Source organism: Achromobacter sp. GW823-FHT04E03, from assembly GCF_058796095.1.
In genome coordinates, this window is the sequence record NZ_JBXAIJ010000003.1 from 181,097 (window position 1) to 202,578 (window position 21,482).

Consider the following 21,482-nt stretch of genomic DNA (forward strand, 5'->3'; position numbering starts at 1 on the left):
CCGGACGGGACTGCTGCGCCCGCCCGGCCTTTCAAAAGCTCCTTATGGAGCTTTTTTTTTGCGCGCGCATTGGGGGCTATGGATAGCTCATCGTGAACGTCGCCCGGCCATTGGCCGATCCACCCTTGACCGTGGCCCCGGTTTGCACGTAGCTCGCCGACAGCGGGATCAGGAACGTGCCATTGGCGGCCGCCCCCGCGTACCAACGATTGGGGTTGTCCTGCGCAGCCGAGTCGGGGCCATAGCTGATAAGCGTCGTCCCGCTCTTGACCTGAATGCCTAAACCCTGCGCCGTTGACCCCGAGGTCAGCGACAGCACGGCCGTGCGGTTGGAAGGCGCAGTCTGGTCGGTCAAGGTCAGATGGATGTCGGTGGTGCGGCCGGCGTCGCCACCCGAGCACTGCAATGCGATGTTGAAGCTCTCGGACTTCGAAGTGCTTCCCACCCCAGAGAACTTGCTGGCTGGAATGGTGCCGAGCGGGACGGGAATGGACGGCGTGGCGACTTTGCAGGTAGGGATCACCGGCTTGACGGTGACACTGCCCCGCCAACTGTAGCGCAAGTACTGTTCAGCGCCGACCTTCCATTCCGCGAATATCCCGCTCAACGTTCCGCCGGTTGTGATCGGCCCGGTCTTCACCAGTTCGACCAGAAGGCTGTGAGTACCCATCGTGCCCGACCATGAGTCGGTGCACGAAGACGGCCACCAGACTTTGGTGCAAGATCCCGAGCTTGTGAACTTCAGCCTGTAGCCGATCCCCGAAATCCCAGAATCGTAGAGATTGTTTCCCTGGTAGGTCTTCGAACCCACGAAATCAATCCTGAACGTACCGGAACTGCAGCCACCGCTACCGCCACTGGATGCATTGACAGAACCGCTCCAAAGCGTGGCGCCGACAGTAAGCGCAGGGTCGAAGGCAATAGAAGCGGGACCTTGAAGCGTGAACGCGTACGGATTCGTACAAATTGCCGCCGAGCTGTCGTTTGCAAACAAGTGCGACAGGACAATTGCGCCAGCCGCAGCCAGGAGCCGGACTGCTTTCTTCATGTTTCACCTCGCATCACGCATCACCTCGCCGAAAAGTACGAGTTCTGAGTACCGAAGACCGGCATCGACAAACCTCGATAGCGAGAGAAAAGTGTATTTTTTCGACCCGAGGCGGAAAATCAGCCCAGTCCCAGACCAAGGTCGCCGACGATAGGCCCGGTCCGAATTCGCCTATGTCGCTCCATCGCAATTGAGTCCGCACTTTCAGGACCATGTCAGACCCGCGCCATTAGACTGGGCGCTCAGATTACGGCCTTGCGCCAGATTGACCGACGATTGATCCCCCTGTCGGCCGATTGCAGGGCCAGTGTTCTGACACCGATACCGCGTTCCCCGCGAGCCTTTTATGACGCGGTATTGCGTGCTCCCGTACCGGCCCGGCCCTCAATGAGCCGGGCCGCTTTTTTTTTGCCTGCGCGCGAAAAAATGGCGACCCTGCGGTCGCCATCGGCGGATCTTGCAGACAGCCCGCAGTCAGCGGCGCATGCCGACGCCGATCGCCACCACGCCGGCCACGATGGCCGCAATGCCGGCCCAGGCCGGAATCGCCACCGACTTCTCGGTCTCGGCGGTGGCCTTCACCGAACCGATCTGCAGCACGGTCTCCTCGGACTTGTAGTTGAAGCCCTTGTAGGCCAGGGCGGCGATACCCAGGACGATCAGAATGGCGCCGATGATCTTCATTTTTTATCTCCAGTTCGACTTGCTGCGCGGACAGTAGCGCATCGGCCCGCCGCTGTCAGTGACAGAAGGTGTCGCGTCACGCTGCGGTATTGCCGCACTTCGGCAAAGCGGCCGGGTCGTATAGAATCAACCCTTTTGGCCGACGCTCATGTGGTTCAAGAATCTCAAGATTTATCGCCTCTCCTCGCCGTGGACGCTGGTCGGCGACCAGCTTGAAGAAACGCTCGCGCGGCATGCCTACCAAAGCGGCAACAACCTCGAAATGCAAAGCCTGGGCTGGGTTCCTCCGCGCGAGAACGGCGGCCTGGCGCATGTGGTCAACGGCCAGATCCTGCTGAGCCTGCGCGCCGAAAAGAAGCTGCTGCCTGGCACCGTGGTGAACCAGGTCGCCAAGGCCCGCGCCCAGGAAATCGAAGAGCAGCAAGGCTACAAGCCGGGCCGCAAGCAAATGAAGGAAATCAAGGAACGCGTCACCGACGAGCTCCTGCCGCGCGCCTTCAGCGTGTACCGCGACACGCGCGTCTGGATCGATCCGCAGAACCATTGGCTGGTGATCGACGCGGCCGCCTCGGCCAAGGCCGACGAAGTCATCGGCCTCCTGGCCAAGTGCGTGGATCCGTTCCCGCTCGAAAACCTGTACGTGGCGCAGTCGCCGGCTTCGGCCATGACCGGCTGGCTGGCCGAGGACGAGGCTCCGGCCAACTTCTCGATCGACCAGGACACCGAGCTGCGTTCGTCGGGCGAAAGCGGCGCAGCGATCCGCTACGTCAAGCATTCGATCGACGCCGATGACGTGCGCCGCCATATCCAGTCGGGCAAGCAGTGCACCCGCCTGGCCATGACCTGGGCCGACCGCATTTCGTTCGTGCTGACCGAAGGCCTGGACGTCAAGCGCGTCGCGCCCCTGGACGTGCTGAAGGAAGGCAACGAAGGCGTGGCCGCCAACGACGACGAGAAGTTCGATTCCGACATGATGCTGATGACGGGCGAATTGGCCAAGATGATGGCCGAACTGGTCGACGCGCTCGGCGGCGAAAAGAAGGTGTAAGCCGCGGGCGCCATGGCGCCAGGCAAACCGCGGGCCGCCCCTGACCGGGCGGCCTTTTTCATGCGCGCGCCGGGCCTCAGGCCGCCACGGCGCGGTCGCGGCCGGCCTGCTTGGCCTGGTAGAGCGCCTGGTCGGCGCGGTCGATCAGATAGGCATAGTCCGGGTGGCCGTCGAAGGTCGCCACGCCGATGCTGGCCGTGATATGCAGCGGCCCCGCCTCGGGGATGTTGAACACATGGCGGCGGATCTCCGCGCCCAGCTTCTCGGCCGTCGCCAGCGCGGCCTCCTGCTGCGCATCCACCAGCACCACGAGGAATTCCTCGCCGCCGTAGCGGAACACGAAATCGCTGGAGCGGCACGATTGGTGCAGCACTTCCGCAAACTGGCGCAACACCTGGTCGCCGCCCGAATGGCCGTGCTGGTCGTTGATGGCCTTGAAATGGTCGATGTCCAGCAACAGGACGGAGAATGCGCTGCGCTGGCGCCGCGCGATCGAGATTTCGCGCCCGACCACCGAGGGCAGGAAGCGCCGGTTCAGCACATTGGTCAGGGGATCGCTGCCGCTCTCGATCTCGGCCACCATGTCGAACAGGCCGTTGAGCAGATGCTTGATGCGCGCCACCAGTTCCTGCAATTCGCGCACGTGGTCCGGCATCGAGGCGGCGAGCCCCTGTTCTTCGCCCCGCATCAATTGCGGCAGCACTACCGAGTCCAACTGCGCGACGGCGTCCGTGATCTGCTGCAGGCCCGGAGCGCTTTCGAACATCGCCCCGCCCTTGTGCTGCAGCCACAGCCCGAATTCCGAGGCCGCCAGCCGCGGCAGGCTTTGCCCTGGCGCACGGTAATGCAAGCCGATCAGCACCGCCTGGCTCCATTCCAGCAAGGCGGCGCGCTGGCGTTCGCGTTCCGTGGAAATGTTCTGGCCCAGGGCGAAAAGGCGATAGGCCTCGTCGTTGCGGGCACCGCGGCTGATGTCGCGCATGAAGGCGCGGCTCATCTGCTCGACCGCCAGGTCGAACAGATTGCACACGTACTGGGTGGCGACCGATGCGGCCATGCCGTCCAGGTCGCTGGCGCGCAGGCGCAGCGCGATCTCGTTCTTCAGGATGCGGGCGCCCGCCATCACCAGATGGATCGGAATGTGGACGCGGGCGTGCACCTCGCCCACTTTTTTCTGCGTAGCCATCAGGACGGCGATGTCGCCCTGGTCGCGCACGCACAGCAGCCCCTTGAGCCAGCGGGTCATGCCCGCATGCAGGCGGCTGGATACGATGTCGTGGGACAGGCGGGGGCCGGCTTCGGCGTCTGCCAGCAGCGTGGAATAAAAGGCGTCGACCAGGGCGGACAGGCTGTCGCCCACCACTGCGGCGACCTGCCCGCGCGTATAGGCGTCAACCGACTGGTAGACCGCTATCCAGGCCTGCTCGTCGGATGCGCTCAGGTAGCACGCCTGGCCGGATGCGCCGGCGTGCCGATCGGAAGATGGCACGACGCCAACACTGCTAGTAGACATAGATAATCCGTCCGTAGGCCCTACGGCGTGTCCGGAAACGACACGCGACAGAAAAAGCCAGCGCGGATTATGCTTGAAAACCCCGGCTCCAGGCCGCGTAGCGGCTGGAGTCCAAGGGGTATTCGACCCGCCGCCGCGCGCTTATTCGAGTCCGTGGAAAGCGGAATCGTCCGGACCCACGTGCGACGGATGCTGCCAGGTCACGTCGCGCAAGGAGTGCTGCACCAGGCCCTCCACGCCCAGCAGCACTGCGAAGATCGCCATGCGGATGGGAATGCCGTTGTCGGTCTGGCGGAAGATGGCCAGGCGCGGATCGTGGTTCAGGTCCACGCTCAGGTCGTTGGCGCCGGGACGGCTGTCGCGCGGCAGCGGGTGCATCACGATGGTATCGGGGCCGCAGTAGGCGTCGATGATGGCGCGGCTGATCTGGAAATCCGGCGTGTAGCCTTCGTTTTCTTCGTTGGCGAAGCGCTCTTTCTGCACGCGCGTCGCGTAGATCACGTCGGCGCCGGCCAGGCCTTCGGCCAGCGTGCTCTTCTGCTCGATGATGTTGCCGTTGCGGCTGGCCTGCTCGATGATGTAGGCCGGCATTTCCAGGCCCTTGGGCGACACCAGCGAGAACTTCACGTTCTTGTAAAGCGCCATCAGCTTGATGAGCGAGTGCACGGTGCGGCCGTACTTCAGGTCGCCGACCATGGCGATGTGCGCGCCGTCCAGCAGTTTGCCCAGGCGCGAGAACTCGGTCAGGATCGTGTACAGGTCCAGCAGGGCCTGGCTAGGGTGTTCGCCCGGGCCGTCGCCGCCGTTGACCACGGGGATGTTGGTGGCGCGCGCGAATTCCGCGACCGAACCCTGGTCCGGATGGCGGATGACCATGGCGTCGACGTAGCCGCTCATGACGCGGCTGGTGTCGTAGATCGACTCGCCCTTGGCCATGGACGAGAACGTGAAGCCGGTGGTGTCGCAGACCGAGCCGCCCAGGCGGCAGAATGCCGAACCGAAGCTCACGCGGGTACGGGTGCTGGCCTCGAAGAACAGGTTGCCCAGCACCGCGCCTTCCAGCACGCGCGACACTTTCTGGCGGCGGGCGATGGGCTGCATCATGTCGGCCACGCGGAACAGGTCCTCGACCGATTCACGGGTGAACTGGTCCACCGACAGCAGTTGGTGCTTGCCTTCCACGGCGATGCGGTCACGCAGCGGACCTTCTTGTACGCTTTGCGTATATTTTTCCAGCAAAACACCGTTCTGGACGATTTCGCTCACGAAGCGCTGCACCACTTCCGGCATGGCGCGGAATTCCTGCGAGCCCTCGGGCAGCAACCAGGTATCAAGCGCCCGGCGTTTGACGCCGATGCGGGTCGCGAACACGTCGCGGGTGAGATTCAGGCGCCGCATGGCGTCGCGCAGGAAGGCTTGCTGGGAAATGGTCATGACGGGCCCCGAACAGGAGATTTATATACGCACTGCGCATATTATTCTCAACGCAAATTCAAGTCCAACACTTTTGCGCACACGGGTTTACCCGCAACTACCGCCTCGCATAGGCGGTCGTCGTCTGAGGCGCATCCGTGACCGCCTGTCCAGCCGCCAGCCAGCAGGCGGCGCAGAAGGCAAGCGCACTGATCAGATAACAAACCATGGCCAGAAGCTGCGCGGGCCAGTGGGCACGCGTCAGATGTCCGGTGTAGCCCTGGCGCAACAGGCTGACCTGCGCCAGGTAGGCAAACAGAATTCCCAGGCAGGCGGCCAGCAGGCCGCCCAGCAGCAGCGCCAGCGGCAGTTGCAGATCCGGCGCGGCGATATCGCCGCCGACCACGCCCAGCGAAAACCCCGTCAGGACCAGCGCCGCGCCCCCATTGAGCCAGCCCAGGAAGCGGAACGCCCCCGCCAGCAGCGAGAACGACAGGCCGCTAGCACGGATCTGCTGGGCGCGGGCATCCATGGATCAGCCTTCGCCGCCCTTGCGGCAGACCGGCGTTGCGCTCTGGATGGAGGCGCGGGCAGCGGCGATTTCAGCAGCGTCCCAACGCCCTTCGCCCAAGACCGTGATGGTTACCTTGGCGGTGGAGGGGCTGGCGCTTTCGGCGGCAATCAGTTCCAGCACCTTGGCGGGTTCCGTCACCTTATAGAGCTGCACTTCGTCCGGCGCACCCTTTTCGCCCTTCACGTGGCGCCAGGCATAGGCGACGTTATAGGCGTGCTGCACTTGCACGTGGCAGGTCCGCACGTACTCGCCGGCCCGGCGGAAAGCCGCTTCGTAGTTGGTATTGACGGTGAAGGTCTCCGTGACGACGGCATCGGATTCGTAGACCCCTTTGCTCGCGCAGCCGGCCAACAAGGCCGCAAACGCCATTCCCAACCACAAAGACTTGCGCATGACACTTCCCACGATCGAATTCAACTCCGCGAATTATGCCAGGGGGAAAGCCCTCGCACCGCCTCCCGCTTGCAGCCCCTCCCTACGTGCGCGCCAACAAAAAAGCCGCGAGAGGGATGCCAAGGCATGTCTCGCGGCTTCCAGGCCGGATTGCGGCGCAGGGCGCGGGCCTACTTGGTGGCGGCGCCCTCTATCTTCTCGCCGCCCCGCTGGATGTCCTTGCCTGCCCCCGCTACGGTGTTGCAACCGGCCGAGAGCGCGGCGATCGAAAGCAACATGACGAGAAAGACTTTGTTCTTCATAGACATCTCCTGTCTGGGCTTGGAAAGTGAAGCCAGCATACCCCAAAGACCCTCATTTGCGCATCGACCGGACCGGCTCGCGGCGGCTCCCCTATGGGAGGCTGAGCCGGGATCAAACGCCGTTGGAAAGGCTTGCGTTCGCCTGTCGCGCATTTAGCGCCAATCGATTAGGATGCGGACATGACCAAGAAACACACATCGCAAAGCGCCGGCTCGGCCCACCAGGGCTGGGGCTGGGAACAGCCGCAGTGCCGCGGGCAGGCGGCTTTGGCGCTCTTCATCGACGATCTCCATCGCATTTTGCAGGCGCATGCCGCTGGCAAGCTGGCTGAAAGCAGCACGCTCGCCGACGCGCAGCAGAACGTGAACGAATTGCTGGCCCGCTACAACGAAATTGGCGCCGCACCGGATATTTTCCTCGGCCAATCGGTCGAACTCAAAGAGGGCGTCGACCGCGATGGGGTGTCCCATACGGTACCGATTTTTTCGGCACGCCTGAAAAAGTCATTGGTATCGATGCTGGGCCAAGGCCCGGCCTGAAACGCCGCCCGGCTTGCCTGCAGGCTCAGGGCCATAACCAGAACAGTCACCACAGGAGACCGCACAATGAAGAATACCGACAACGTCGTAGAGTTCCTGCGCCTGCTGTCGCTGGATGTCTCCCTGGGAGCCGCCGCCCAGCATGCGGCCAGCCAGGCAGACGCGCCGCTGGCCCTGGCCCGCCTGGCCACCGCTCACGGCTTGCCTTGCAACGCATCGGACTGGTCGGCCTTTGCCCGCAGCTGCCTGGACAGCTCCGACCTGACCGAACAGACCGCAGTCCCCGAAGAAGCCACCATCTGGCAACTGGTGCAGGATCCCGCGCACGGCACGGACATTCCGGCCAGCGCGATTACCCGCGTCATCGGCATCGTCACGCAACCGGAAGGGGGCGAACCCGTCGTGGGCCACGTCGTCGGCGATCTGGCGCCGCGCGCGCCGCTGGGCCTGGCGCCCTATTCCTCGGGCTCCTGAGCTCATGCGGCTTCAGGCATCCGCCTGGCCGCGCCCACCCGATCGCAAGAATTCAATCGCCCCGGCCGCGGCGGCCACGCCGCTCGCCATGCAGGCCGTCAGCAGATAGCCGCCTGTCGGCGCCTCCCAATCCAGCATTTCCCCTGCGCAGAACACGCCAGGGATTTCGCGCAGCATCAGGCCGGAATCCAGCGCGGCGAACGACACGCCGCCTGCGGTACTGATCGCTTCGTCGATAGGCCGCGCACGCAGCAGACGCAGCGGCAAGGCCTTGATGCGCAGGCCCAGCAGTTCGGGGGCGCGGAAATCTTCCGCCGAGGCGCATTCGCGCAGCAACCCCGCCTTGACCCCGGTCAGCCCCAACCGGCTTTGCAGATGGCTGGACATTGACCGCGAGCCGCGCGGGTGCGTCACGGCAGCCATCACTTTCTCCAGCGACCAGTCCGGAGCCAGATCCAGCATGGCGACGGCATGGCCTTGGGCATCGATACGGTCGCGCAGCGGCGCGGACAGGGCATACACCAGGCTGCCTTCTATGCCGGTTTCCGACACGACGAACTCTCCCTGACGGGCGGGAGCCACGCCGGCTGCGGTTTCGCAGGCCATGGCCACGGATTTCACGGGCTGTCCCGCATAGCGTTCGCGAAAATGATCCGACCACGCCACGTCGAATCCGCAATTGGCCGGCCGCAGCGGCGCGACCGCAACGCCGTGCGCTTGCAGGCCGTCGACCCAGGCGCCATCCGATCCCAATTTGGCCCAGCTGCCTCCGCCCAGCGCCAGCACCACGGCGTCAGCCGCGTAGCACTGCTCGCCCTCGGGCGTATCAAAGCGCAGCGCGCCCGGGCCAGGCCGGGAACCCGCCGGCCATCCCAGCCAGCGGTGCCGCATGTGCAGGCGCACGCCGCCGGCGCGCAGCCTGGCCAGCCAGGCCCGTAACAGGGGCGCCGCCTTCATCTCCTGGGGAAAAACCCGGCCGGACGAACCCACGAAGGTCTGGATGCCCAGTCCGTGGGTCCATTCCCGCAATCCGTCCGCGTCCAGCACCTGCAGCCAAGGCGCGACATGGGACGCGCGGTCGCCGTAACGCGCCAGGAACGGCTCGGCCGGCTCGCTGTGGGTCAGATTCAGGCCGCCCCGCCCCGCCATCAGGAACTTGCGGCCGACCGATGGCATCGCATCGAACACATCCACCTGCACGCCTTGCGCGCTCAGGCGCTCGGCGGCCATCAGACCGGCGGGACCGCCGCCGATGACGGCGACGCGCGCGACAGCTGGACTCATGGCGTCGGCGCCTTCAGGCCGCAGGAATGGATACGCGTAGCACTAAGCATGGGGAACGGACCGGGAGGGAATGGCAAAACAGGGGCGGGCACGCCAGGGAGGGAAAAGATTGTCGCATAGCCGGACCGTCGTGCAGGAGGGAAGCAATAAACGCCCCAGTGGGGCGTTTATTGACCGGCGTTACCAAGTCATTGTTCTGGCAGGGAAAACCCGAAATGCGCAGAGGCTATCCCAAGGCTTGTCCACAGTTGCTGTGGGTAATTCAACCTGGGCTCGCGGCCAGGATTCAGGCGTGGGCGGCCGACTGCATCGGGCCGGACCAGGGTTCGGCGTCGATCTGGAAACGCAGTTCCTGGTATTCGCCATCCACCGAGACGGACGGCAACAGGCCCGCGCCCAGCGCCTGCCCCAGCGCACGGCGGCAAAGGGTTTCAGGATCGTCGGGCAAGGACTGGAACACCCCGTCCGGTATGCGCAGGCGCAGCATCGCCTGGGGATCGCCACGTTCGGCGGGCCTGCCGATATGGATATGGGCGGGATAGCCATGGGGGCACCAGATGCCCACGTGGTACTTGCCGTCAGCGCCCGTATCGGCGACATAGCCGGGATGATCGTATTTTGCTGTTCCCATGGACCCTCCTCGAGTGCGGCAACCTAGCGCGCGTGACCCATGGTAGCGCAGGGCTGCGGGCCTGTGCGGCCGTGAACACCAGGGAAAGTCCGGACTGGAACAAAGGTTTGACGCAGAGCAAGCGGCGCGGGAAATCCTGCCGCAAGACGAAAAAAAGCCGCGATTAGTATCGCGGCTTTCTTCTGCTTGAAACTGGTTGCGGGGGCAGGATTTGAACCTACGACCTTCGGGTTATGAGCCCGACGAGCTGCCAGACTGCTCCACCCCGCGTCTGATGTGTGAATCATACATCATTTTGAAATCTTGTGCAGCGCACCGAGGGAATTTTTTCGGCTTCTGGCCAAATCCAGCCGAAAAAATGCGGTCGCTGCCTGAAAAAAACGCTGCGCATAGCCCGGTACGTCCATGCATATCACCTCGGCCTGGCCGATGGCCGTGACCTGCGCCACGCCGCCGTAGCCCAGGCCATGCCCCTCACCCGCATTAATGCGCACCGATACCGCGCGAGGCAGTCCGCCCGCGGCTTCCGGGCCATTCACGGGTTCCTCGATCCGCACGCTGCCGCTGACGCACACCAGCGTGGCGCCGGCGCGCAGGACCAGTTTCCGGCTGGCGCCGGCGGCAAGTTCCAGGCGGCGGGCCTGGGCATCTGGGGTGTAAGTCGCAATCATCGTCGTCTCCTGTGGGACAACTACAGACTACGCGCGCCCTGCTATGCGCAACAGTCACACCCCTGAGGTTTCTGTACCGATGCAGATCCTCGATTTCGTCGCTGTTATGGTGTACTTTGCTTGAATCTGTGCCTAGTCTCACACCAACCTCGGGGAGCATGATCGGCGCATGGATCCGCAACCGCTCTATCTACGCCTGGCCAACCATTACCGGCGCGCCATCCAGACCGGCGTGCTGGCGCCCGCCCAGCGCATGCCCTCGGTCCGCACGCTGGTGCGCACCCACCACGTCAGCCTGTCCACGGCCTTGCAGGCCTGCCGCCAGCTGGAAGACGACGGCCTGATCGAAGCGCGGCCCCGCTCGGGCTACTTCGTGCTCAAGCCCCGCCGCAACACCATCCCGCCCGTGGACGAGCCGGACATCCGCCAGGCACTGGGCGCGGCGCAATACGTGGGCATCCACGATCGGGTCTCGGACTTCGTGGCCAAGTGCGAAGCGCATCCGGTCAGCGCCAACTTCGCCCTGGCCGCGGCAGTGCCCGAAGCCTATCCGCTGGAAGAACTTAAGCAGGCCATGATCCGCGCTCTGCGCCAGTCGCCGCAGGTGCTGGTCAGCCCGGTTCCGCCGCAGGGGCATCCGGACCTGCGCACCGTGCTCGCCCGCCGCGCACTGGCCAACGGCATCAACGCCACGCCGGACGACGTCATCGTCACGCATGGCTGCATAGAAGCGCTGAACCTGGCGCTGCGCGCGGTGGCGCGCCCCGGCGACACGATTGCGGTCGAATCGCCCGCCTACTTCGGCCTGCTGCAGATCCTGGAAAGCCTGGGCATGCGGGCGCTGGAGATTCCCACCAGCCCGCAGCACGGCCTGTCGATCGAAGCGCTGGACCTGGCGTTCCAGACCCACGGCAACATCCGCGCCGTGGTGGTGGTGCCCAATTTCCAGAACCCGCTGGGCTGCGTCATGCCCGACGCGGAAAAGGCGCGGCTGGTTGCGCTGTGCGAACGCCAGCAGGTGCCCCTGATCGAAGACGACACCTACGGCGCGCTGACGGACGACGACACGCCGCTGGCCGCCGCCAAGTCCTGGGACGCGACCGGCAACGTCATCTATTGTTCGTCCATGCACAAGACGCTGGCGCCAGGCATGCGCCTGGGCTGGCTGCTGGGCGGCCGCTGGAAGGCCCGCATCGCCATGCTGAAGTTCGCCCAGAGCCGGCCCAACGAACCATTGGCGCAAATTGCCGTGGCCGAGTTCATGGGCTCGCGCGCCTACGACCGCCATCTGTCGCGCCTGCGCCGGCACCTGAAGATGCAGCGCGACCAGACGGCCGAGACCATCGCTGCGCACTTCCCTTCCGGCACCCGCCTGAGCGTGCCGCAGGGCGGCATGCTGCTTTGGGTGGAGATGCCCGACGGACGCTCGGGCATGGACGTGTTCGAAGCCGCGCTCCGGCAAGGCATACGGGTCGCGCCGGGCGCCATGTTCTCCAATGGCACACGCTACAACCATTTCCTGCGCATCAGCTGCGGACAACGCACCACGCCCGAGATCACCGCTGCGCTGCAAACGCTCGCGCGCATCGTGGGCGAGCGGCCCAGATGAATCCCGCCCTGCACCAGTTCATCGTCGACTACGGCCTGTGGGCGGTGCTGGCCGGCACGCTGCTCGAAGGCGAAAGCGTGGTCGTTTTCGCCGGCTTCCTCGCACACCAGCACCTGCTGCACCTGCCCTATGTGGTGCTGTGCGCGTTCGCCGGTTCATTCCTTGCGGACCAGGCCCTGTTCCTGCTGGGCCGCCGCTATCGCGATCATCGCTATGTCCGGCGCATCCGCGAGAAGCCCGCTTTCGAAAAGGCCTTGGCCGCGGTGGACCGCTATCCGCACGGCTTCATCCTGAGCCTGCGTTTCCTGTACGGCCTGCGCACGGTGGGGCCAGTGGCGCTGGGCGTGTCGAATGTGCCGCCGCTGCGCTTCCTGGTGCTCAACGCCATCGCCGCCGCCATCTGGGCGGTGTGCTTCAGCACCCTGGGCTATCTGTTCGGCCAGACGATCGAATCCATGCTGGGACGCCTGCACGGCGTCGAGACCAAGCTGGCCGTGGCCATCGCGATCGGCGTGCTCATCTGGATGGCTTATCACCTGCTGGGCAGGCGCCGCAAATAACTGCGCTCAGACCACCAGCTTGCCGCTGGCGCGCAGCACATAACGGCGCCGCGCGTTGCGGTACCAGCGGCCCACCAGGGGCAAGCGCGCCAGGCGGCGCAGGATGGGGTGGCGCTGGTCGAAGTCGTGCCAGGCCTTGAAGCCATGCCCCATGCGCTCCCAGCTCTGGCGCGCCTCGGGGGAAAGTTTGCCGGGGTCGAACGCCGCCAGCTTTGCTGCTTCCGAGACGCGCATCGCGATCGATCCGCCCCGGCATTCCAATGAATACTGATTCCGCATGGGGCCGCATATTACCCGGCTTGCGTGACCTGCGGCAGCGTGCAGCAAGCGCTGCCGCAGCGAGCAAATGGAGCCAGCTTTGACCGCTCCATGCAAGCCTTTGTAATTAAAGGAAAATGAACATCTATGCCCGCACTATCCCAAGGCTTGTCCACAGAAGTTGTGGGTAACTCCCGCAAGCCTGGACCCGCAAGCCAGCCTATTTCAAGGCGCCCAGAATCATGTCGCGCACGCTCTCGAAACCGGCCACGTACTGCGGATTCTCGGAGCGGGCCAGCAGGCTGGAATAGTTCTGTTCGAGCTGGGCTTCGATGGCCTCGCGCAGGCCGGGCGAAGCCTTGGCCAGATGCAGCATCGACAGCACGGTCGAATTCAGCGCATCGATGCGGCCGCCTTGATGCGAAATGGTATGCACGATGACGGCGATTTGTTCCTGGATGTCCATGTGTAAGCCTCCTGGCATTGAAGTCGGCGCAAATCCTAGCACGGCGCCACGCCGGCCCATGCTAGGCAAGCCCTGCGCGCCGCGCTAGCATGAAGCGTAGCCGCAGAGGCACGGCGGCGCACGTCACCGGCTCCGTCTCCAGGGCTGCGCGCCCGCGAGCATCCGGTGCAACCGGAGGCCTCCGATGAAGACGATCCAGAACTACGTTGCGCCGGACGCCCAGTCCATGCGGCGCCTGCAGGACCGGCTGGGATACAGCGACGCGCGCATGGCGGAGCTGGCCGGACTCGACGCAGCCATTCCCTGGCACAGTTTCATCGGCGGCCCCGAACCGCGCTCGCTGGGCCGCCAGCGCCTGTTCTACGTGGCGGCCCGCCTCACCTTGGACGAAGCGCAATGGCAGCGCGTGCTGGCCGCCATGCATGACCTGGGCGCGCGTTTCGATTATCAGGACACCCGGCATCCCGACGCCCTGCCCGCGCCGGAACCCGTCGCCGACGAAGAGCGCAAGTTCGGCATGTTGCTGGTCAGCCGTAACGGCTCCTTCCACGAAATGGAGCAGTTGCGCGAATTCGCGCATTTCGCGCACGAGGCCGATGTCAGCCGCTATGTGCATTCGGCCTTCTACGATAGCGACATCGATCTGTGCCGCTTCAGCTTCGCCGACCACGACGGCCTGGACGATGCCAGCCGCGATCGCATCTTCGATGCTGCGCGCAAGACCATCACGCGCTTCGAGTTCGACGGGCGCATCTATCAAGGCGGCATTCCACCCGAATCCGATGGCTAGCGCCTGGCGCCATGCTGGCGTGCGAGGGCCGGCTGCGCATTGACGCGGGCAGGCCCGGGCCTGTACCGTCGGCACTCGCGCCCTCTCGCTCCATGCCGCCCATTTCCGTATGAACGAACGACTCGACGCCATCGACCGGCAACTGCTCAGCCTGCTGCAAGCCAATGCGCGCGAACCCGCGGCCATCCTGGCGCGCAAGCTCGGCCTGGCCCGTACCACGGTGGTGGCGCGCATTGCGCGGCTCGAACGCGAGCACATCGTGGCGGGCTATGGCGTGCGCCTGGGGCGCTTGCTGGAAGAAGCGGCGGTGCGCGCCTATTGCTTCATCAGCGTGCTGCCCAAGACTCCCGCCGCGGTCATACGCGAACTGGAGAAGATGCCCGAAGTCGAGGAGGTCTCCTCGGTCAGCGGCCCCTACGATTACCTCATCTTCCTGCGCTGCGAAACCCACGAACAGCTGGACGAACTGCTGGACCGCATCGGCCTGATCGACGGGGTCAAGCAGACCCAGACTTCCATCGTCCTGAGCCGCAAGCTCGATCGCCGCAGCGCCGTGGCCGCACCATGAAATGATGGTGTAATTGAGGTAATCGCCATTCCAGGACGCCTCATGTTTGCACGCCTTGCCCCCGCCGCCGTATTGCTTGCCCTGCTGACCGCCTGTTCCAGCATGAGCGAGGTCACGCCCGCCGGCAAGGACACCTACAGCGTCACCCACAGCTCCGGCTCGCAGATGATGACCTGGGTGGAAATCAAGAACCAGGCCCTGCTGCGGGCCGAACAGTATTGCCAGTCGATCGACCGCAAGCTGGTCAAGCCCAAGATCACCTCCAACCACGCGACCGGCCTGGGCCCCAAGCGCGCCACCGTGACCTTCGAATGCGGCGTCATCGAGCCGCCCAAGAATTCCTCGAAGTAAGGCGGCGGCCCACCCAGATCCGCAACACAACCTCAGTCCCCGCATCGTGAACACCTCCCTGCCCGTAGGCATCACCATGGGCGATGCCGCCGGCATCGGTCCCGAAATCGTCGTCAAGGCCTACGCGCAAGGCCTGAACGCGCCTTGCGTGGTGTATGGCGATGCGGGCGCGCTGCGCCGCGCCGCCGCCCAGCTGGGCGCAAGGCTGGAGATCGTCGAGGTCGCCGACGTCGGCCAGGCAGCGCCGGGCGCGGACCACATCAACGTCATCGCCTGCAGCCCCGCCCTGCCCGCCGACCTGCCCCTGGGGCAGATCAGCGCGGCCGCGGGACGCGGCGCCTACGATTATGTCTGCGCCGCCATCGACGACGCGCAGGCCGGCCGCATCCGCGCCATCGTCACCGCGCCGCTGAACAAGAAATCCATGCATGCCGCCGGCATCGACTATCCCGGCCACACCGAGATCCTCGCGGAACGCTCGGATACGCAAGACTTCGCGATGATGCTGGCCAACGACGAGTTGCGCGTGCTGCTGGTGACCATACACGTGGCGCTGGCCGACGTGATCCCGCGCATCACGCCGCAGGCGGAACTGACTGCCATGCGGCTGGCCGACCAGGCCTGCCGCCAGATGGGCATCGCCCAGCCGCGCGTCGCGGTCGCGGGCCTGAATCCGCACGCGGGCGAAGGCGGCAAGTTCGGCCGCGAAGACATCGACATCATCGAGCCCGCAATCGCCGCTGCCCGCGCGCAAGGCATAGACGCGAGCGGGCCCTGGCCCGGCGACACGATCTTCATGCGCGCCCGGCGCGGCGAGTTCGATATCGTGGTGGCGCAATACCACGACCAGGGACTCATTCCGGTCAAGTACCTGGGCCTGGACCACGGCGTGAACGTGACGGTAGGCCTGCCTTTCGTGCGTACCAGCGTGGACCACGGCACTGCCTTCGACATCGCGGGCAAGGGCCTGGCCGACCATGCCTCGCTGGTCGCGGCGTTCGACCTGGCGCTGGCCATGACGCCCTGAGCGCCGCGCTGCGGCGCTGCTGCGACCTGCAGCGCTGACAACTGGCTGTCAGGAAGCAAGACGTCCCGGGGACTACAATACTGCCCGTTTACGGCGCCCGCGGCGCTTTCCGTCCGCCCTCCCCCTTCCATCCCTCATGTCACGCCTTGCCCGCCTTCTTCCCGATCGCTTCACCCTCTATCTGATCTGCACCGTCATCATCGCCAGCATCGTGCCCGCTCATGGGCAAGGCGTGGTGGTGTTCGGCTGGATCACCAACATCGCGGTCGGCCTGCTGTTCTTCCTGCACGGCGCGCGCCTGTCGCGCGAGGCCATCATCGCCGGCCTGACGCACTGGAAGCTGCACCTCACGATCTTCTCCGCGACCTTCCTCATGTTCCCGCTGCTGGGCCTGGCGCTCAAGCCGGTGCTGGAACCGCTGGTCACGCCCGAACTCTATCTGGGCATCCTGTTCCTGTGCTGCCTGCCCGCCACGGTGCAATCGGCCATCGCCTTCACCTCGATGGCGCGCGGCAACGTGCCGGCTGCCGTGTGCAGCGCCTCCGCCTCCAGCCTGCTCGGCATCTTCATCACCCCGCTGCTGGTGGGCACGGTGGTCGCCAACGCGGGCAGCGCGCCGATCTCGTTCGACGCCGTCGGCAAGATCATGCTGCAACTGCTGTTGCCCTTCGTGCTGGGCCAGTTCGCCCGTCGCTGGATCGGCGCCTGGGTGCACAAGCGCAAGGCCATGCTGAAGTTCGTCGACCAGGGCTCCATCCTGCTGGTGGTCTACACGGCGTTTTCTGAAGCCATCAACGAAGGCCTGTGGAGTTCGACCCCGATCCCCGCGCTGGCCGGCCTGGTGGTGGCTTGCGCCGTCATCCTGGCGCTGGCGCTGGGTCTGTCGGCCCTTGCCGGCCGCGTATTCGGCTTCAATGTCGAAGACCGCATCACGCTGCTGTTCTGCGGCTCGAAGAAAAGCCTGGCCAGCGGCATTCCGATGGCGCAGGTGCTGTTCGCCGGCCACGCCGTGGGCGCGATCGTGCTGCCGCTGATGCTGTTCCACCAGATCCAGCTGATGGTGTGCGGCGTGCTGGCCGCGCGCTTCGGCAAGCGCCCCGAGGCGCAAGCCTGAAGCGGGTTCGCAGCCGCAATGAACAACCGCGCCGAGGCGCGGTTTTTTCTTGGAGCGGACAGGTTCAGTACATGTCGCGCGGCTGCGCGCCCGAGAAGTTCAGGAAGCGCGTGCTGGAGCCCTGGAAGGTCAAACGCACGGAACCAATGGGACCGTTACGCTGCTTGCCGATGATGATCTCGGCGGTGCCCTTGTCCGGCGAATCGGGGTTGTAGACTTCGTCGCGGTAAATGAACAGGATCACGTCCGCGTCCTGTTCGATAGCGCCGGATTCGCGCAGGTCGCTCATCACGGGGCGCTTGTTGGGACGCTGTTCCAGGCTTCGGTTCAGCTGCGACAGCGCGATCAGCGGGCAGTTCAGTTCCTTGGCCAGACCCTTGAGCGAGCGGCTGATTTCCGACACTTCGGTGGCCCGGTTTTCGCCCGAGCCATTGCCCGACATGAGCTGCAGGTAGTCGATGATGATCAGGCCGAGCTGGCCGCATTGGCGCGCCAGGCGGCGCGCGCGCGCCCGCACTTCCATCGGGCTGAGCGCCGGCGATTCGTCGATGTAGACCTGCGCGTCCTGCATCAGCTGGACTGCGTGGGTCACGCGTGGCCAGTCCTCGGCGATCAGCTTGCCGGTCCGCATGCGATGCTGGTCCAGCAGGCCCACGGAGCCCAGCATACGCATGGCCAGCTGGACCGCGCCCATTTCCATGGAGAACACCGCCACCGGCAGCCCTTCCTCGATGGCGACGTGTTCGCCGATGTTCATCGAGAACGAGGTCTTGCCCATGGACGGGCGGCCGGCCACGATGATCAGGTCGCCGCCCTGCATGCCCGAGGTCATCTTGTCCAGATCGGTGAAGCCCGTGGGCACGCCGGTCACGTCGGAGGTGCTCTCGCGGTGATAGAGCTCGTCGATGCGCTCCACCACCTGCGTCAGCAGCGGCTGGATTTCCTGGAAGCCCGCGGCGCCGCGTGCGCCTTCCTGGGCGATCTGGAACACCTTGGACTCGGCCTCGTCCAGCAGTTGGCGCGCTTCCTTGCCCTGCGGGCTCATGGCGGCCGCGGAGATCTCGTCGGCGATCGCGACCAGCTTGCGCAGCATGGCGCGCTCGCGCACGATCTCGCCATAACGGCGGATGTTGGCGGCCGACGGCGTGTTGTGGGCCAGCGCGTTCAAATAGGCCAGGCCGCCGGCATCCTCGGCCTTGCCGGCGCTGACCAGCGACTCGTGGACGGTGATGACGTCCGCCGGGCGCGCCAGCCCGATCAGGCGGGCAATATGGTGCCAGATAAGCCGGTGGTCGTGCCGGTAGAAATCCTCTTCGACCAGCACGTCGGCGATGCGGTCCCAGGCTGCGTTGTCCAGCAGCAGGCCGCCCAGAACCGACTGTTCCGCCTCGATGGAATGGGGGGGAACGCGCAGGTATTCGAGCTGGGAGTCGGCAGGTGTATTCATGACTTCAATAGTAACGGCTGCAGGATGTCCGCGACGCGGAAGAATCCCTGGATATCGCGCGAGGGCAATCGGCCCAGCACCACGCGCAAGGGCGCGGCAATGCCGCAGAGCACGCGCGCCAGGCGCGTCAGGCGGGCTCGGACCTCGGGGTCGGGGTTGCTTTCGAAATAGACTTCGAACGCCAGTTTACCCAGCGTGCGGGCCACGTCGTCCGGCAATTTACGCAAAGACACCAGAGAGGCCAGCATCTGGAACAGGTCATAGGCCTGGGCCAGCGGGCGCGACAGGGTCGAACCGATGTTCTCTTCGAAATCGATGCGCCACAGCTCGCCGTCCTGCAGGGTGATGTTGCGGATCTGGGCGCCGCCATGCCACATGCCGCGGGCATGGAAAGCGGCCAGATCTGCTGCCGCGGCGCGCGCCAGCCACAAGCGGGACGTCGTGTCCTCGTTGCGGATCAGGTCGGCCAGGTCTTCGCCCACGTATTCCAGCACCAGCAGGCCTTGCTCCTGCCACCAGACCTCGGGCACGCGGCAACCGGCCTTGAGCAGTTGCGCCAGGCGCTGCGACTCGTGCGTCAGGCCGTTGCGCAGCAACACGCCCGGACGTGGAAACTCGCCGAGGAAAATCTTGCATCCCACGCCCAGGAACAGGGCGCGCACATAGCGCAGCGCGTAGCTCACGCCCTGACCGATGCCGGGACGGCGGCGCTTGATGATGCAGCGCACGCCATCTATCGTCACATCCCTCACCGAAGGTTCACGCGACGCATCCACGCTATCCAACCAGGCTCGCAGGCCGGGGGGCGCGTTGTGGTGAACGGGGGGCTGAGTCAAGACGTCCTCTGAGGAATGCGGCGCGGGGCCTGGATCGTGGAGTCCGAAGACTACACGCAATACGCGATGGACAAAAAGAAAAAAAGCCGGCGCGCGGGCCGGCTTCTTTTTTACTGCGGGTACCGGCTTAGGACAGTTCGCCTTCGACCAGGATCGTCACGTCGACCAGAACGTCGGCGTGCAGGGCAACCTGGGCCGGGAACTCGCCGATCGACTTCAGCTGGCCGTTGGGCAGGCGGATTTGCGCCTTTTCCACGGCTTCGAAGCCGGCCTTGCGCAGGCCTTCAGCGATGTCGGCGTTGGTGACCGAGCCGAACAGACGGCCGTCGACGCCAGCCTTCTGGACGATCTTCAGCTGGAAGCCGGCGACGCGCTCGCCCAGAGCCTGGGCGGCGGCCAGCTTTTCAGCCTGGGCCTTTTCCAGTTCGGCGCGGCGCGCTTCGAATTCCTTCAGGGCGGCGTCGGTTGCGCGACGGGCCTTGCGCTGGGGGATCAGGAAGTTGCGAGCGTAGCCATCACGCACGCGGACGACTTCGCCGAGGTTACCCAGGTTGACGACTTTTTCGAGCAGAATAACTTGCATTTCAGTGCCCCGGATTAGTTGTGGTTGTCGGTGTAAGGCAACAGGGCCAGGAAGCGCGCGCGCTTGATGGCGGTGTCCAGCTGACGCTGGTAGATTGCCTTGGTGCCGGTCAGGCGAGCCGGGATGATCTTGCCGTTTTCTTGCACGAAGTCGCGCAGGGTGTCCAGATCCTTGTAGTCGATCTCTTCCACGCCGGCAGCGGTGAAGCGGCAGAACTTACGACGCTTGAAGAGCGGGTTCTGCTGCGTGAATTTGCGTTTTTCCTTGCGTTTTCCGAAGAAAGCCATGATATGTGCCTCTTTGTTTGAGGGGGCCGGGTTCTACCCAAAACGGGCCCAAACCCCCATAACCTATCCGTAATCAGAAGGCGCTCATCGCGCCTCTTGCCCAATTCCCTTCAAGCCACCAGCGGATCGCGCCCTGCGCTGCCGCTGATCCTGCGTGCCTGCTGCAAATGCAGCTTGACCTTCACCGAGTCCTTGCGGGTGGGAGCCAGAAACCCCTGCACCAGCAATTCGGACCCTAGCGCGGTGTCCTTCAGCAGCAACGCCAGATCGCCCAGTGCCACGGCCGCGATAGTCAGTTCGACGCGGCGCGGGTGGCCTGCTTCGATGACTTCGGACTCGTGCGCCAGCACCATTTCCAGTGCGGGCAAACCGGCGGGAGTGTGGCGCAAAGGCTCGCATTCGAGAACGCGGGCGCTGAGTTCCAGCTTGTTCATCCTGCCAGGCACCGAGGGGACTTCATGGGATGAGCTCTGCGTGAGCCCTGCTTACTCGGCCTGAGCCGGCGCTGCTGCTTCAGCCGAAGCCTTGCGGGCTTCTTCGCGTTCGACCGACTTCATCATGATCGAGGGCGTGGCTTGAGCCTTCTTGGTCTTGATGACCAGGTGGCGCAGAACGGCGTCGTTGTAGCGGAACGAGTGTTCCAGCTCATCCAGCGTGGCTTGGCCGCACTCGATGTTCAGGCAGACGTAGTGAGCCTTGACGAGCTTCTGGATCGGGTAGGCCAGTTGACGGCGACCCCAGTCTTCCAGGCGGTGAACCGAGCCGCCTTGGCCCGTGACCAGCGCTTGGTAACGCTCGACCATGGCGGGCACTTGCTCGCTTTGGTCGGGGTGAACGATAAACACCACTTCGTAGTGACGCATGAGTAAAACTCCTTGAGGATGTCTCGCTGGCCGACCGTCCTGCGCCCCCGCTTTCCATCAGGGGCGGATCGCAATATGCATCTTGAACAGTGGCCCGCAAGGGGCAGCCCGCTACCCAAAAACCATGGGCGGTCGAGCAAGAAAGCTC

The 21,482-nt window shown here is 64.9% G+C and carries 28 protein-coding genes and 1 tRNA gene; 10 read left to right on the forward strand and 19 right to left on the reverse strand.

Going from position 1 to position 21,482, the window contains the following annotated elements:
• Positions 1 to 76 precede the first annotated feature (76 nt).
• The gene (locus tag AC1RHV_RS20430) at positions 77 to 1,048 is read right to left on the reverse strand and encodes a fimbrial protein (RefSeq protein WP_082400689.1); all 972 of its coding nucleotides are present in this window, start codon (positions 1,046 to 1,048) and stop codon (positions 77 to 79) included.
• A 474-nt stretch (positions 1,049 to 1,522) separates the two neighbouring features.
• Positions 1,523 to 1,732 carry a hypothetical protein gene (locus AC1RHV_RS20435; protein ID WP_059379226.1) on the reverse strand — a complete coding sequence of 70 codons (210 nt, stop codon included), beginning with the start codon at positions 1,730 to 1,732 and terminating at the stop codon, positions 1,523 to 1,525.
• A gap of 148 nt (positions 1,733 to 1,880) precedes the next feature.
• Between AC1RHV_RS20435 and AC1RHV_RS20440 the strand changes: the two genes are divergently transcribed.
• On the forward strand, positions 1,881 to 2,780 hold the full coding sequence (locus AC1RHV_RS20440; RefSeq protein WP_054451049.1) for a recombination-associated protein RdgC: 900 nt from the start codon (positions 1,881 to 1,883) through the stop codon (positions 2,778 to 2,780).
• A gap of 76 nt (positions 2,781 to 2,856) precedes the next feature.
• Here the strand turns inward: AC1RHV_RS20440 and AC1RHV_RS20445 are convergent, their stop codons facing one another.
• From AC1RHV_RS20445 to AC1RHV_RS20465, 5 genes are all read right to left on the reverse strand, one after another.
• On the reverse strand, positions 2,857 to 4,293 hold the full coding sequence (locus AC1RHV_RS20445) for a diguanylate cyclase (RefSeq protein ID WP_175181702.1): 1,437 nt from the start codon (positions 4,291 to 4,293) through the stop codon (positions 2,857 to 2,859).
• A 141-nt stretch (positions 4,294 to 4,434) separates the two neighbouring features.
• On the reverse strand, positions 4,435 to 5,727 hold the full coding sequence (locus AC1RHV_RS20450; protein ID WP_054451047.1) for an aspartate carbamoyltransferase: 1,293 nt from the start codon (positions 5,725 to 5,727) through the stop codon (positions 4,435 to 4,437).
• Between the two features lie 97 nt (positions 5,728 to 5,824).
• The gene (locus AC1RHV_RS20455; protein WP_054451046.1) at positions 5,825 to 6,238 is read right to left on the reverse strand and encodes a hypothetical protein; all 414 of its coding nucleotides are present in this window, start codon (positions 6,236 to 6,238) and stop codon (positions 5,825 to 5,827) included.
• A gap of 3 nt (positions 6,239 to 6,241) precedes the next feature.
• A complete protein-coding gene (locus tag AC1RHV_RS20460) occupies positions 6,242 to 6,673 on the reverse strand; it encodes a BPTD_2524 family lipoprotein (RefSeq protein WP_054451045.1) in 432 nt (143 codons plus the stop codon).
• Positions 6,674 to 6,843: 170 nt separating this feature from the next.
• Positions 6,844 to 6,975: an entericidin A/B family lipoprotein gene (locus AC1RHV_RS20465; RefSeq protein ID WP_042792633.1), complete on the reverse strand. Its 132-nt coding sequence runs from the start codon at positions 6,973 to 6,975 to the stop codon at positions 6,844 to 6,846.
• A 180-nt stretch (positions 6,976 to 7,155) separates the two neighbouring features.
• On the opposite strand from AC1RHV_RS20465, the gene AC1RHV_RS20470 reads away from it, so the two are divergent.
• Complete coding sequence (locus AC1RHV_RS20470) at positions 7,156 to 7,515, forward strand: hypothetical protein (RefSeq protein WP_054451044.1); 360 nt, start codon at positions 7,156 to 7,158, stop codon at positions 7,513 to 7,515.
• A gap of 66 nt (positions 7,516 to 7,581) precedes the next feature.
• Positions 7,582 to 7,989 carry a hypothetical protein gene (locus tag AC1RHV_RS20475; protein WP_054451043.1) on the forward strand — a complete coding sequence of 136 codons (408 nt, stop codon included), beginning with the start codon at positions 7,582 to 7,584 and terminating at the stop codon, positions 7,987 to 7,989.
• Between the two features lie 12 nt (positions 7,990 to 8,001).
• Here AC1RHV_RS20475 and AC1RHV_RS20480 read toward each other — a convergent pair whose 3' ends face one another.
• From AC1RHV_RS20480 to AC1RHV_RS20495, 4 genes are all read right to left on the reverse strand, one after another.
• Positions 8,002 to 9,273 (reverse strand): TIGR03862 family flavoprotein, encoded by a 1,272-nt coding sequence (locus AC1RHV_RS20480; RefSeq protein WP_492301861.1) that lies wholly within the window; start codon positions 9,271 to 9,273, stop codon positions 8,002 to 8,004.
• Positions 9,274 to 9,559: 286 nt separating this feature from the next.
• The gene (locus AC1RHV_RS20485) at positions 9,560 to 9,904 is read right to left on the reverse strand and encodes a hypothetical protein (RefSeq protein ID WP_054451041.1); all 345 of its coding nucleotides are present in this window, start codon (positions 9,902 to 9,904) and stop codon (positions 9,560 to 9,562) included.
• Between the two features lie 193 nt (positions 9,905 to 10,097).
• Positions 10,098 to 10,174, reverse strand: a tRNA-Met gene (locus AC1RHV_RS20490).
• Between the two features lie 20 nt (positions 10,175 to 10,194).
• Positions 10,195 to 10,575 (reverse strand): hypothetical protein, encoded by a 381-nt coding sequence (locus AC1RHV_RS20495; protein ID WP_125470894.1) that lies wholly within the window; start codon positions 10,573 to 10,575, stop codon positions 10,195 to 10,197.
• A gap of 169 nt (positions 10,576 to 10,744) precedes the next feature.
• On the opposite strand from AC1RHV_RS20495, the gene AC1RHV_RS20500 reads away from it, so the two are divergent.
• A complete protein-coding gene (locus AC1RHV_RS20500; RefSeq protein WP_054451039.1) occupies positions 10,745 to 12,184 on the forward strand; it encodes an aminotransferase-like domain-containing protein in 1,440 nt (479 codons plus the stop codon).
• Positions 12,181 to 12,744 carry a DedA family protein gene (locus AC1RHV_RS20505; RefSeq protein WP_492301864.1) on the forward strand — a complete coding sequence of 188 codons (564 nt, stop codon included), beginning with the start codon at positions 12,181 to 12,183 and terminating at the stop codon, positions 12,742 to 12,744. Before AC1RHV_RS20500 ends, AC1RHV_RS20505 begins: the two co-directional genes overlap by 4 nt.
• Before the next feature lie 6 nt (positions 12,745 to 12,750).
• Here AC1RHV_RS20505 and AC1RHV_RS20510 read toward each other — a convergent pair whose 3' ends face one another.
• The gene (locus tag AC1RHV_RS20510) at positions 12,751 to 12,978 is read right to left on the reverse strand and encodes a hypothetical protein (RefSeq protein WP_223283424.1); all 228 of its coding nucleotides are present in this window, start codon (positions 12,976 to 12,978) and stop codon (positions 12,751 to 12,753) included.
• Between the two features lie 244 nt (positions 12,979 to 13,222).
• Entirely contained in the window at positions 13,223 to 13,468 is a 246-nt protein-coding gene (locus AC1RHV_RS20515; protein WP_054451036.1) for a hypothetical protein, read from the reverse strand.
• A 184-nt stretch (positions 13,469 to 13,652) separates the two neighbouring features.
• Here AC1RHV_RS20515 and AC1RHV_RS20520 point away from each other — a divergent pair, with 184 nt between their 5' ends.
• The 5 genes from AC1RHV_RS20520 to AC1RHV_RS20540 all read left to right on the forward strand — a co-directional run bounded on the left by AC1RHV_RS20520 (position 13,653) and on the right by AC1RHV_RS20540 (position 17,318).
• On the forward strand, positions 13,653 to 14,258 hold the full coding sequence (locus AC1RHV_RS20520; RefSeq protein WP_054451035.1) for a hypothetical protein: 606 nt from the start codon (positions 13,653 to 13,655) through the stop codon (positions 14,256 to 14,258).
• Between the two features lie 109 nt (positions 14,259 to 14,367).
• Positions 14,368 to 14,826 carry an Lrp/AsnC family transcriptional regulator gene (locus AC1RHV_RS20525; RefSeq protein WP_054451034.1) on the forward strand — a complete coding sequence of 153 codons (459 nt, stop codon included), beginning with the start codon at positions 14,368 to 14,370 and terminating at the stop codon, positions 14,824 to 14,826.
• A gap of 42 nt (positions 14,827 to 14,868) precedes the next feature.
• Entirely contained in the window at positions 14,869 to 15,177 is a 309-nt protein-coding gene (locus tag AC1RHV_RS20530) for a hypothetical protein (protein ID WP_054451033.1), read from the forward strand.
• A 46-nt stretch (positions 15,178 to 15,223) separates the two neighbouring features.
• Positions 15,224 to 16,204, forward strand: a complete 981-nt coding sequence (gene pdxA, locus AC1RHV_RS20535; RefSeq protein WP_175214011.1) for a 4-hydroxythreonine-4-phosphate dehydrogenase PdxA — start codon at positions 15,224 to 15,226, stop codon at positions 16,202 to 16,204.
• 136 nt (positions 16,205 to 16,340) lie between these two features.
• Positions 16,341 to 17,318, forward strand: a complete 978-nt coding sequence (locus tag AC1RHV_RS20540; protein WP_054451031.1) for a bile acid:sodium symporter family protein — start codon at positions 16,341 to 16,343, stop codon at positions 17,316 to 17,318.
• 64 nt (positions 17,319 to 17,382) lie between these two features.
• Here the strand turns inward: AC1RHV_RS20540 and AC1RHV_RS20545 are convergent, their stop codons facing one another.
• The 6 genes from AC1RHV_RS20545 to rpsF all read right to left on the reverse strand — a co-directional run bounded on the left by AC1RHV_RS20545 (position 17,383) and on the right by rpsF (position 21,334).
• Positions 17,383 to 18,765, reverse strand: a complete 1,383-nt coding sequence (locus AC1RHV_RS20545) for a replicative DNA helicase (RefSeq protein ID WP_054451030.1) — start codon at positions 18,763 to 18,765, stop codon at positions 17,383 to 17,385.
• A complete protein-coding gene (locus AC1RHV_RS20550) occupies positions 18,762 to 19,601 on the reverse strand; it encodes a BUD32 family EKC/KEOPS complex subunit (RefSeq protein WP_054451029.1) in 840 nt (279 codons plus the stop codon). Before AC1RHV_RS20550 ends, AC1RHV_RS20545 begins: the two co-directional genes overlap by 4 nt.
• Positions 19,602 to 19,728: 127 nt before the next feature.
• A complete protein-coding gene (gene rplI / locus AC1RHV_RS20555) occupies positions 19,729 to 20,184 on the reverse strand; it encodes a 50S ribosomal protein L9 (RefSeq protein WP_054451028.1) in 456 nt (151 codons plus the stop codon).
• A 14-nt stretch (positions 20,185 to 20,198) separates the two neighbouring features.
• Entirely contained in the window at positions 20,199 to 20,471 is a 273-nt protein-coding gene (gene rpsR / locus AC1RHV_RS20560) for a 30S ribosomal protein S18 (RefSeq protein WP_006218308.1), read from the reverse strand.
• Positions 20,472 to 20,581: 110 nt separating this feature from the next.
• Positions 20,582 to 20,905, reverse strand: a complete 324-nt coding sequence (gene priB / locus AC1RHV_RS20565; RefSeq protein WP_054451027.1) for a primosomal replication protein N — start codon at positions 20,903 to 20,905, stop codon at positions 20,582 to 20,584.
• Between the two features lie 51 nt (positions 20,906 to 20,956).
• Complete coding sequence (gene rpsF, locus AC1RHV_RS20570) at positions 20,957 to 21,334, reverse strand: 30S ribosomal protein S6 (protein ID WP_013392507.1); 378 nt, start codon at positions 21,332 to 21,334, stop codon at positions 20,957 to 20,959.
• Positions 21,335 to 21,482: the final 148 nt, after the last annotated feature.

Coding starts and splice junctions, on each gene's coding strand:
- AC1RHV_RS20440 (WP_054451049.1), top strand. CDS start 1,881: ATGTGGTTCAAGAATCTCAAGATTTATCGCCTCTCCTCGCCGTGGACG.
- AC1RHV_RS20530 (WP_054451033.1), top strand. CDS start 14,869: ATGTTTGCACGCCTTGCCCCCGCCGCCGTATTGCTTGCCCTGCTGACC.
- AC1RHV_RS20545 (WP_054451030.1), bottom strand. CDS start 18,765: ATGAATACACCTGCCGACTCCCAGCTCGAATACCTGCGCGTTCCCCCC.
- priB (WP_054451027.1), bottom strand. CDS start 20,905: ATGAACAAGCTGGAACTCAGCGCCCGCGTTCTCGAATGCGAGCCTTTG.
- AC1RHV_RS20475 (WP_054451043.1), top strand. CDS start 7,582: ATGAAGAATACCGACAACGTCGTAGAGTTCCTGCGCCTGCTGTCGCTG.
- AC1RHV_RS20500 (WP_054451039.1), top strand. CDS start 10,745: ATGGATCCGCAACCGCTCTATCTACGCCTGGCCAACCATTACCGGCGC.
- AC1RHV_RS20460 (WP_054451045.1), bottom strand. CDS start 6,673: ATGCGCAAGTCTTTGTGGTTGGGAATGGCGTTTGCGGCCTTGTTGGCC.
- AC1RHV_RS20445 (WP_175181702.1), bottom strand. CDS start 4,293: ATGTCTACTAGCAGTGTTGGCGTCGTGCCATCTTCCGATCGGCACGCC.
- AC1RHV_RS20515 (WP_054451036.1), bottom strand. CDS start 13,468: ATGGACATCCAGGAACAAATCGCCGTCATCGTGCATACCATTTCGCAT.
- AC1RHV_RS20450 (WP_054451047.1), bottom strand. CDS start 5,727: ATGACCATTTCCCAGCAAGCCTTCCTGCGCGACGCCATGCGGCGCCTG.
- rpsF (WP_013392507.1), bottom strand. CDS start 21,334: ATGCGTCACTACGAAGTGGTGTTTATCGTTCACCCCGACCAAAGCGAG.
- AC1RHV_RS20525 (WP_054451034.1), top strand. CDS start 14,368: ATGAACGAACGACTCGACGCCATCGACCGGCAACTGCTCAGCCTGCTG.
- AC1RHV_RS20480 (WP_492301861.1), bottom strand. CDS start 9,273: ATGAGTCCAGCTGTCGCGCGCGTCGCCGTCATCGGCGGCGGTCCCGCC.
- AC1RHV_RS20435 (WP_059379226.1), bottom strand. CDS start 1,732: ATGAAGATCATCGGCGCCATTCTGATCGTCCTGGGTATCGCCGCCCTG.
- rpsR (WP_006218308.1), bottom strand. CDS start 20,471: ATGGCTTTCTTCGGAAAACGCAAGGAAAAACGCAAATTCACGCAGCAG.
- AC1RHV_RS20495 (WP_125470894.1), bottom strand. CDS start 10,575: ATGATTGCGACTTACACCCCAGATGCCCAGGCCCGCCGCCTGGAACTT.
- AC1RHV_RS20540 (WP_054451031.1), top strand. CDS start 16,341: ATGTCACGCCTTGCCCGCCTTCTTCCCGATCGCTTCACCCTCTATCTG.
- AC1RHV_RS20430 (WP_082400689.1), bottom strand. CDS start 1,048: ATGAAGAAAGCAGTCCGGCTCCTGGCTGCGGCTGGCGCAATTGTCCTG.
- AC1RHV_RS20505 (WP_492301864.1), top strand. CDS start 12,181: ATGAATCCCGCCCTGCACCAGTTCATCGTCGACTACGGCCTGTGGGCG.
- AC1RHV_RS20470 (WP_054451044.1), top strand. CDS start 7,156: ATGACCAAGAAACACACATCGCAAAGCGCCGGCTCGGCCCACCAGGGC.
- AC1RHV_RS20520 (WP_054451035.1), top strand. CDS start 13,653: ATGAAGACGATCCAGAACTACGTTGCGCCGGACGCCCAGTCCATGCGG.
- rplI (WP_054451028.1), bottom strand. CDS start 20,184: ATGCAAGTTATTCTGCTCGAAAAAGTCGTCAACCTGGGTAACCTCGGC.
- AC1RHV_RS20465 (WP_042792633.1), bottom strand. CDS start 6,975: ATGAAGAACAAAGTCTTTCTCGTCATGTTGCTTTCGATCGCCGCGCTC.
- AC1RHV_RS20455 (WP_054451046.1), bottom strand. CDS start 6,238: ATGGATGCCCGCGCCCAGCAGATCCGTGCTAGCGGCCTGTCGTTCTCG.
- AC1RHV_RS20510 (WP_223283424.1), bottom strand. CDS start 12,978: ATGCGCGTCTCGGAAGCAGCAAAGCTGGCGGCGTTCGACCCCGGCAAA.
- AC1RHV_RS20485 (WP_054451041.1), bottom strand. CDS start 9,904: ATGGGAACAGCAAAATACGATCATCCCGGCTATGTCGCCGATACGGGC.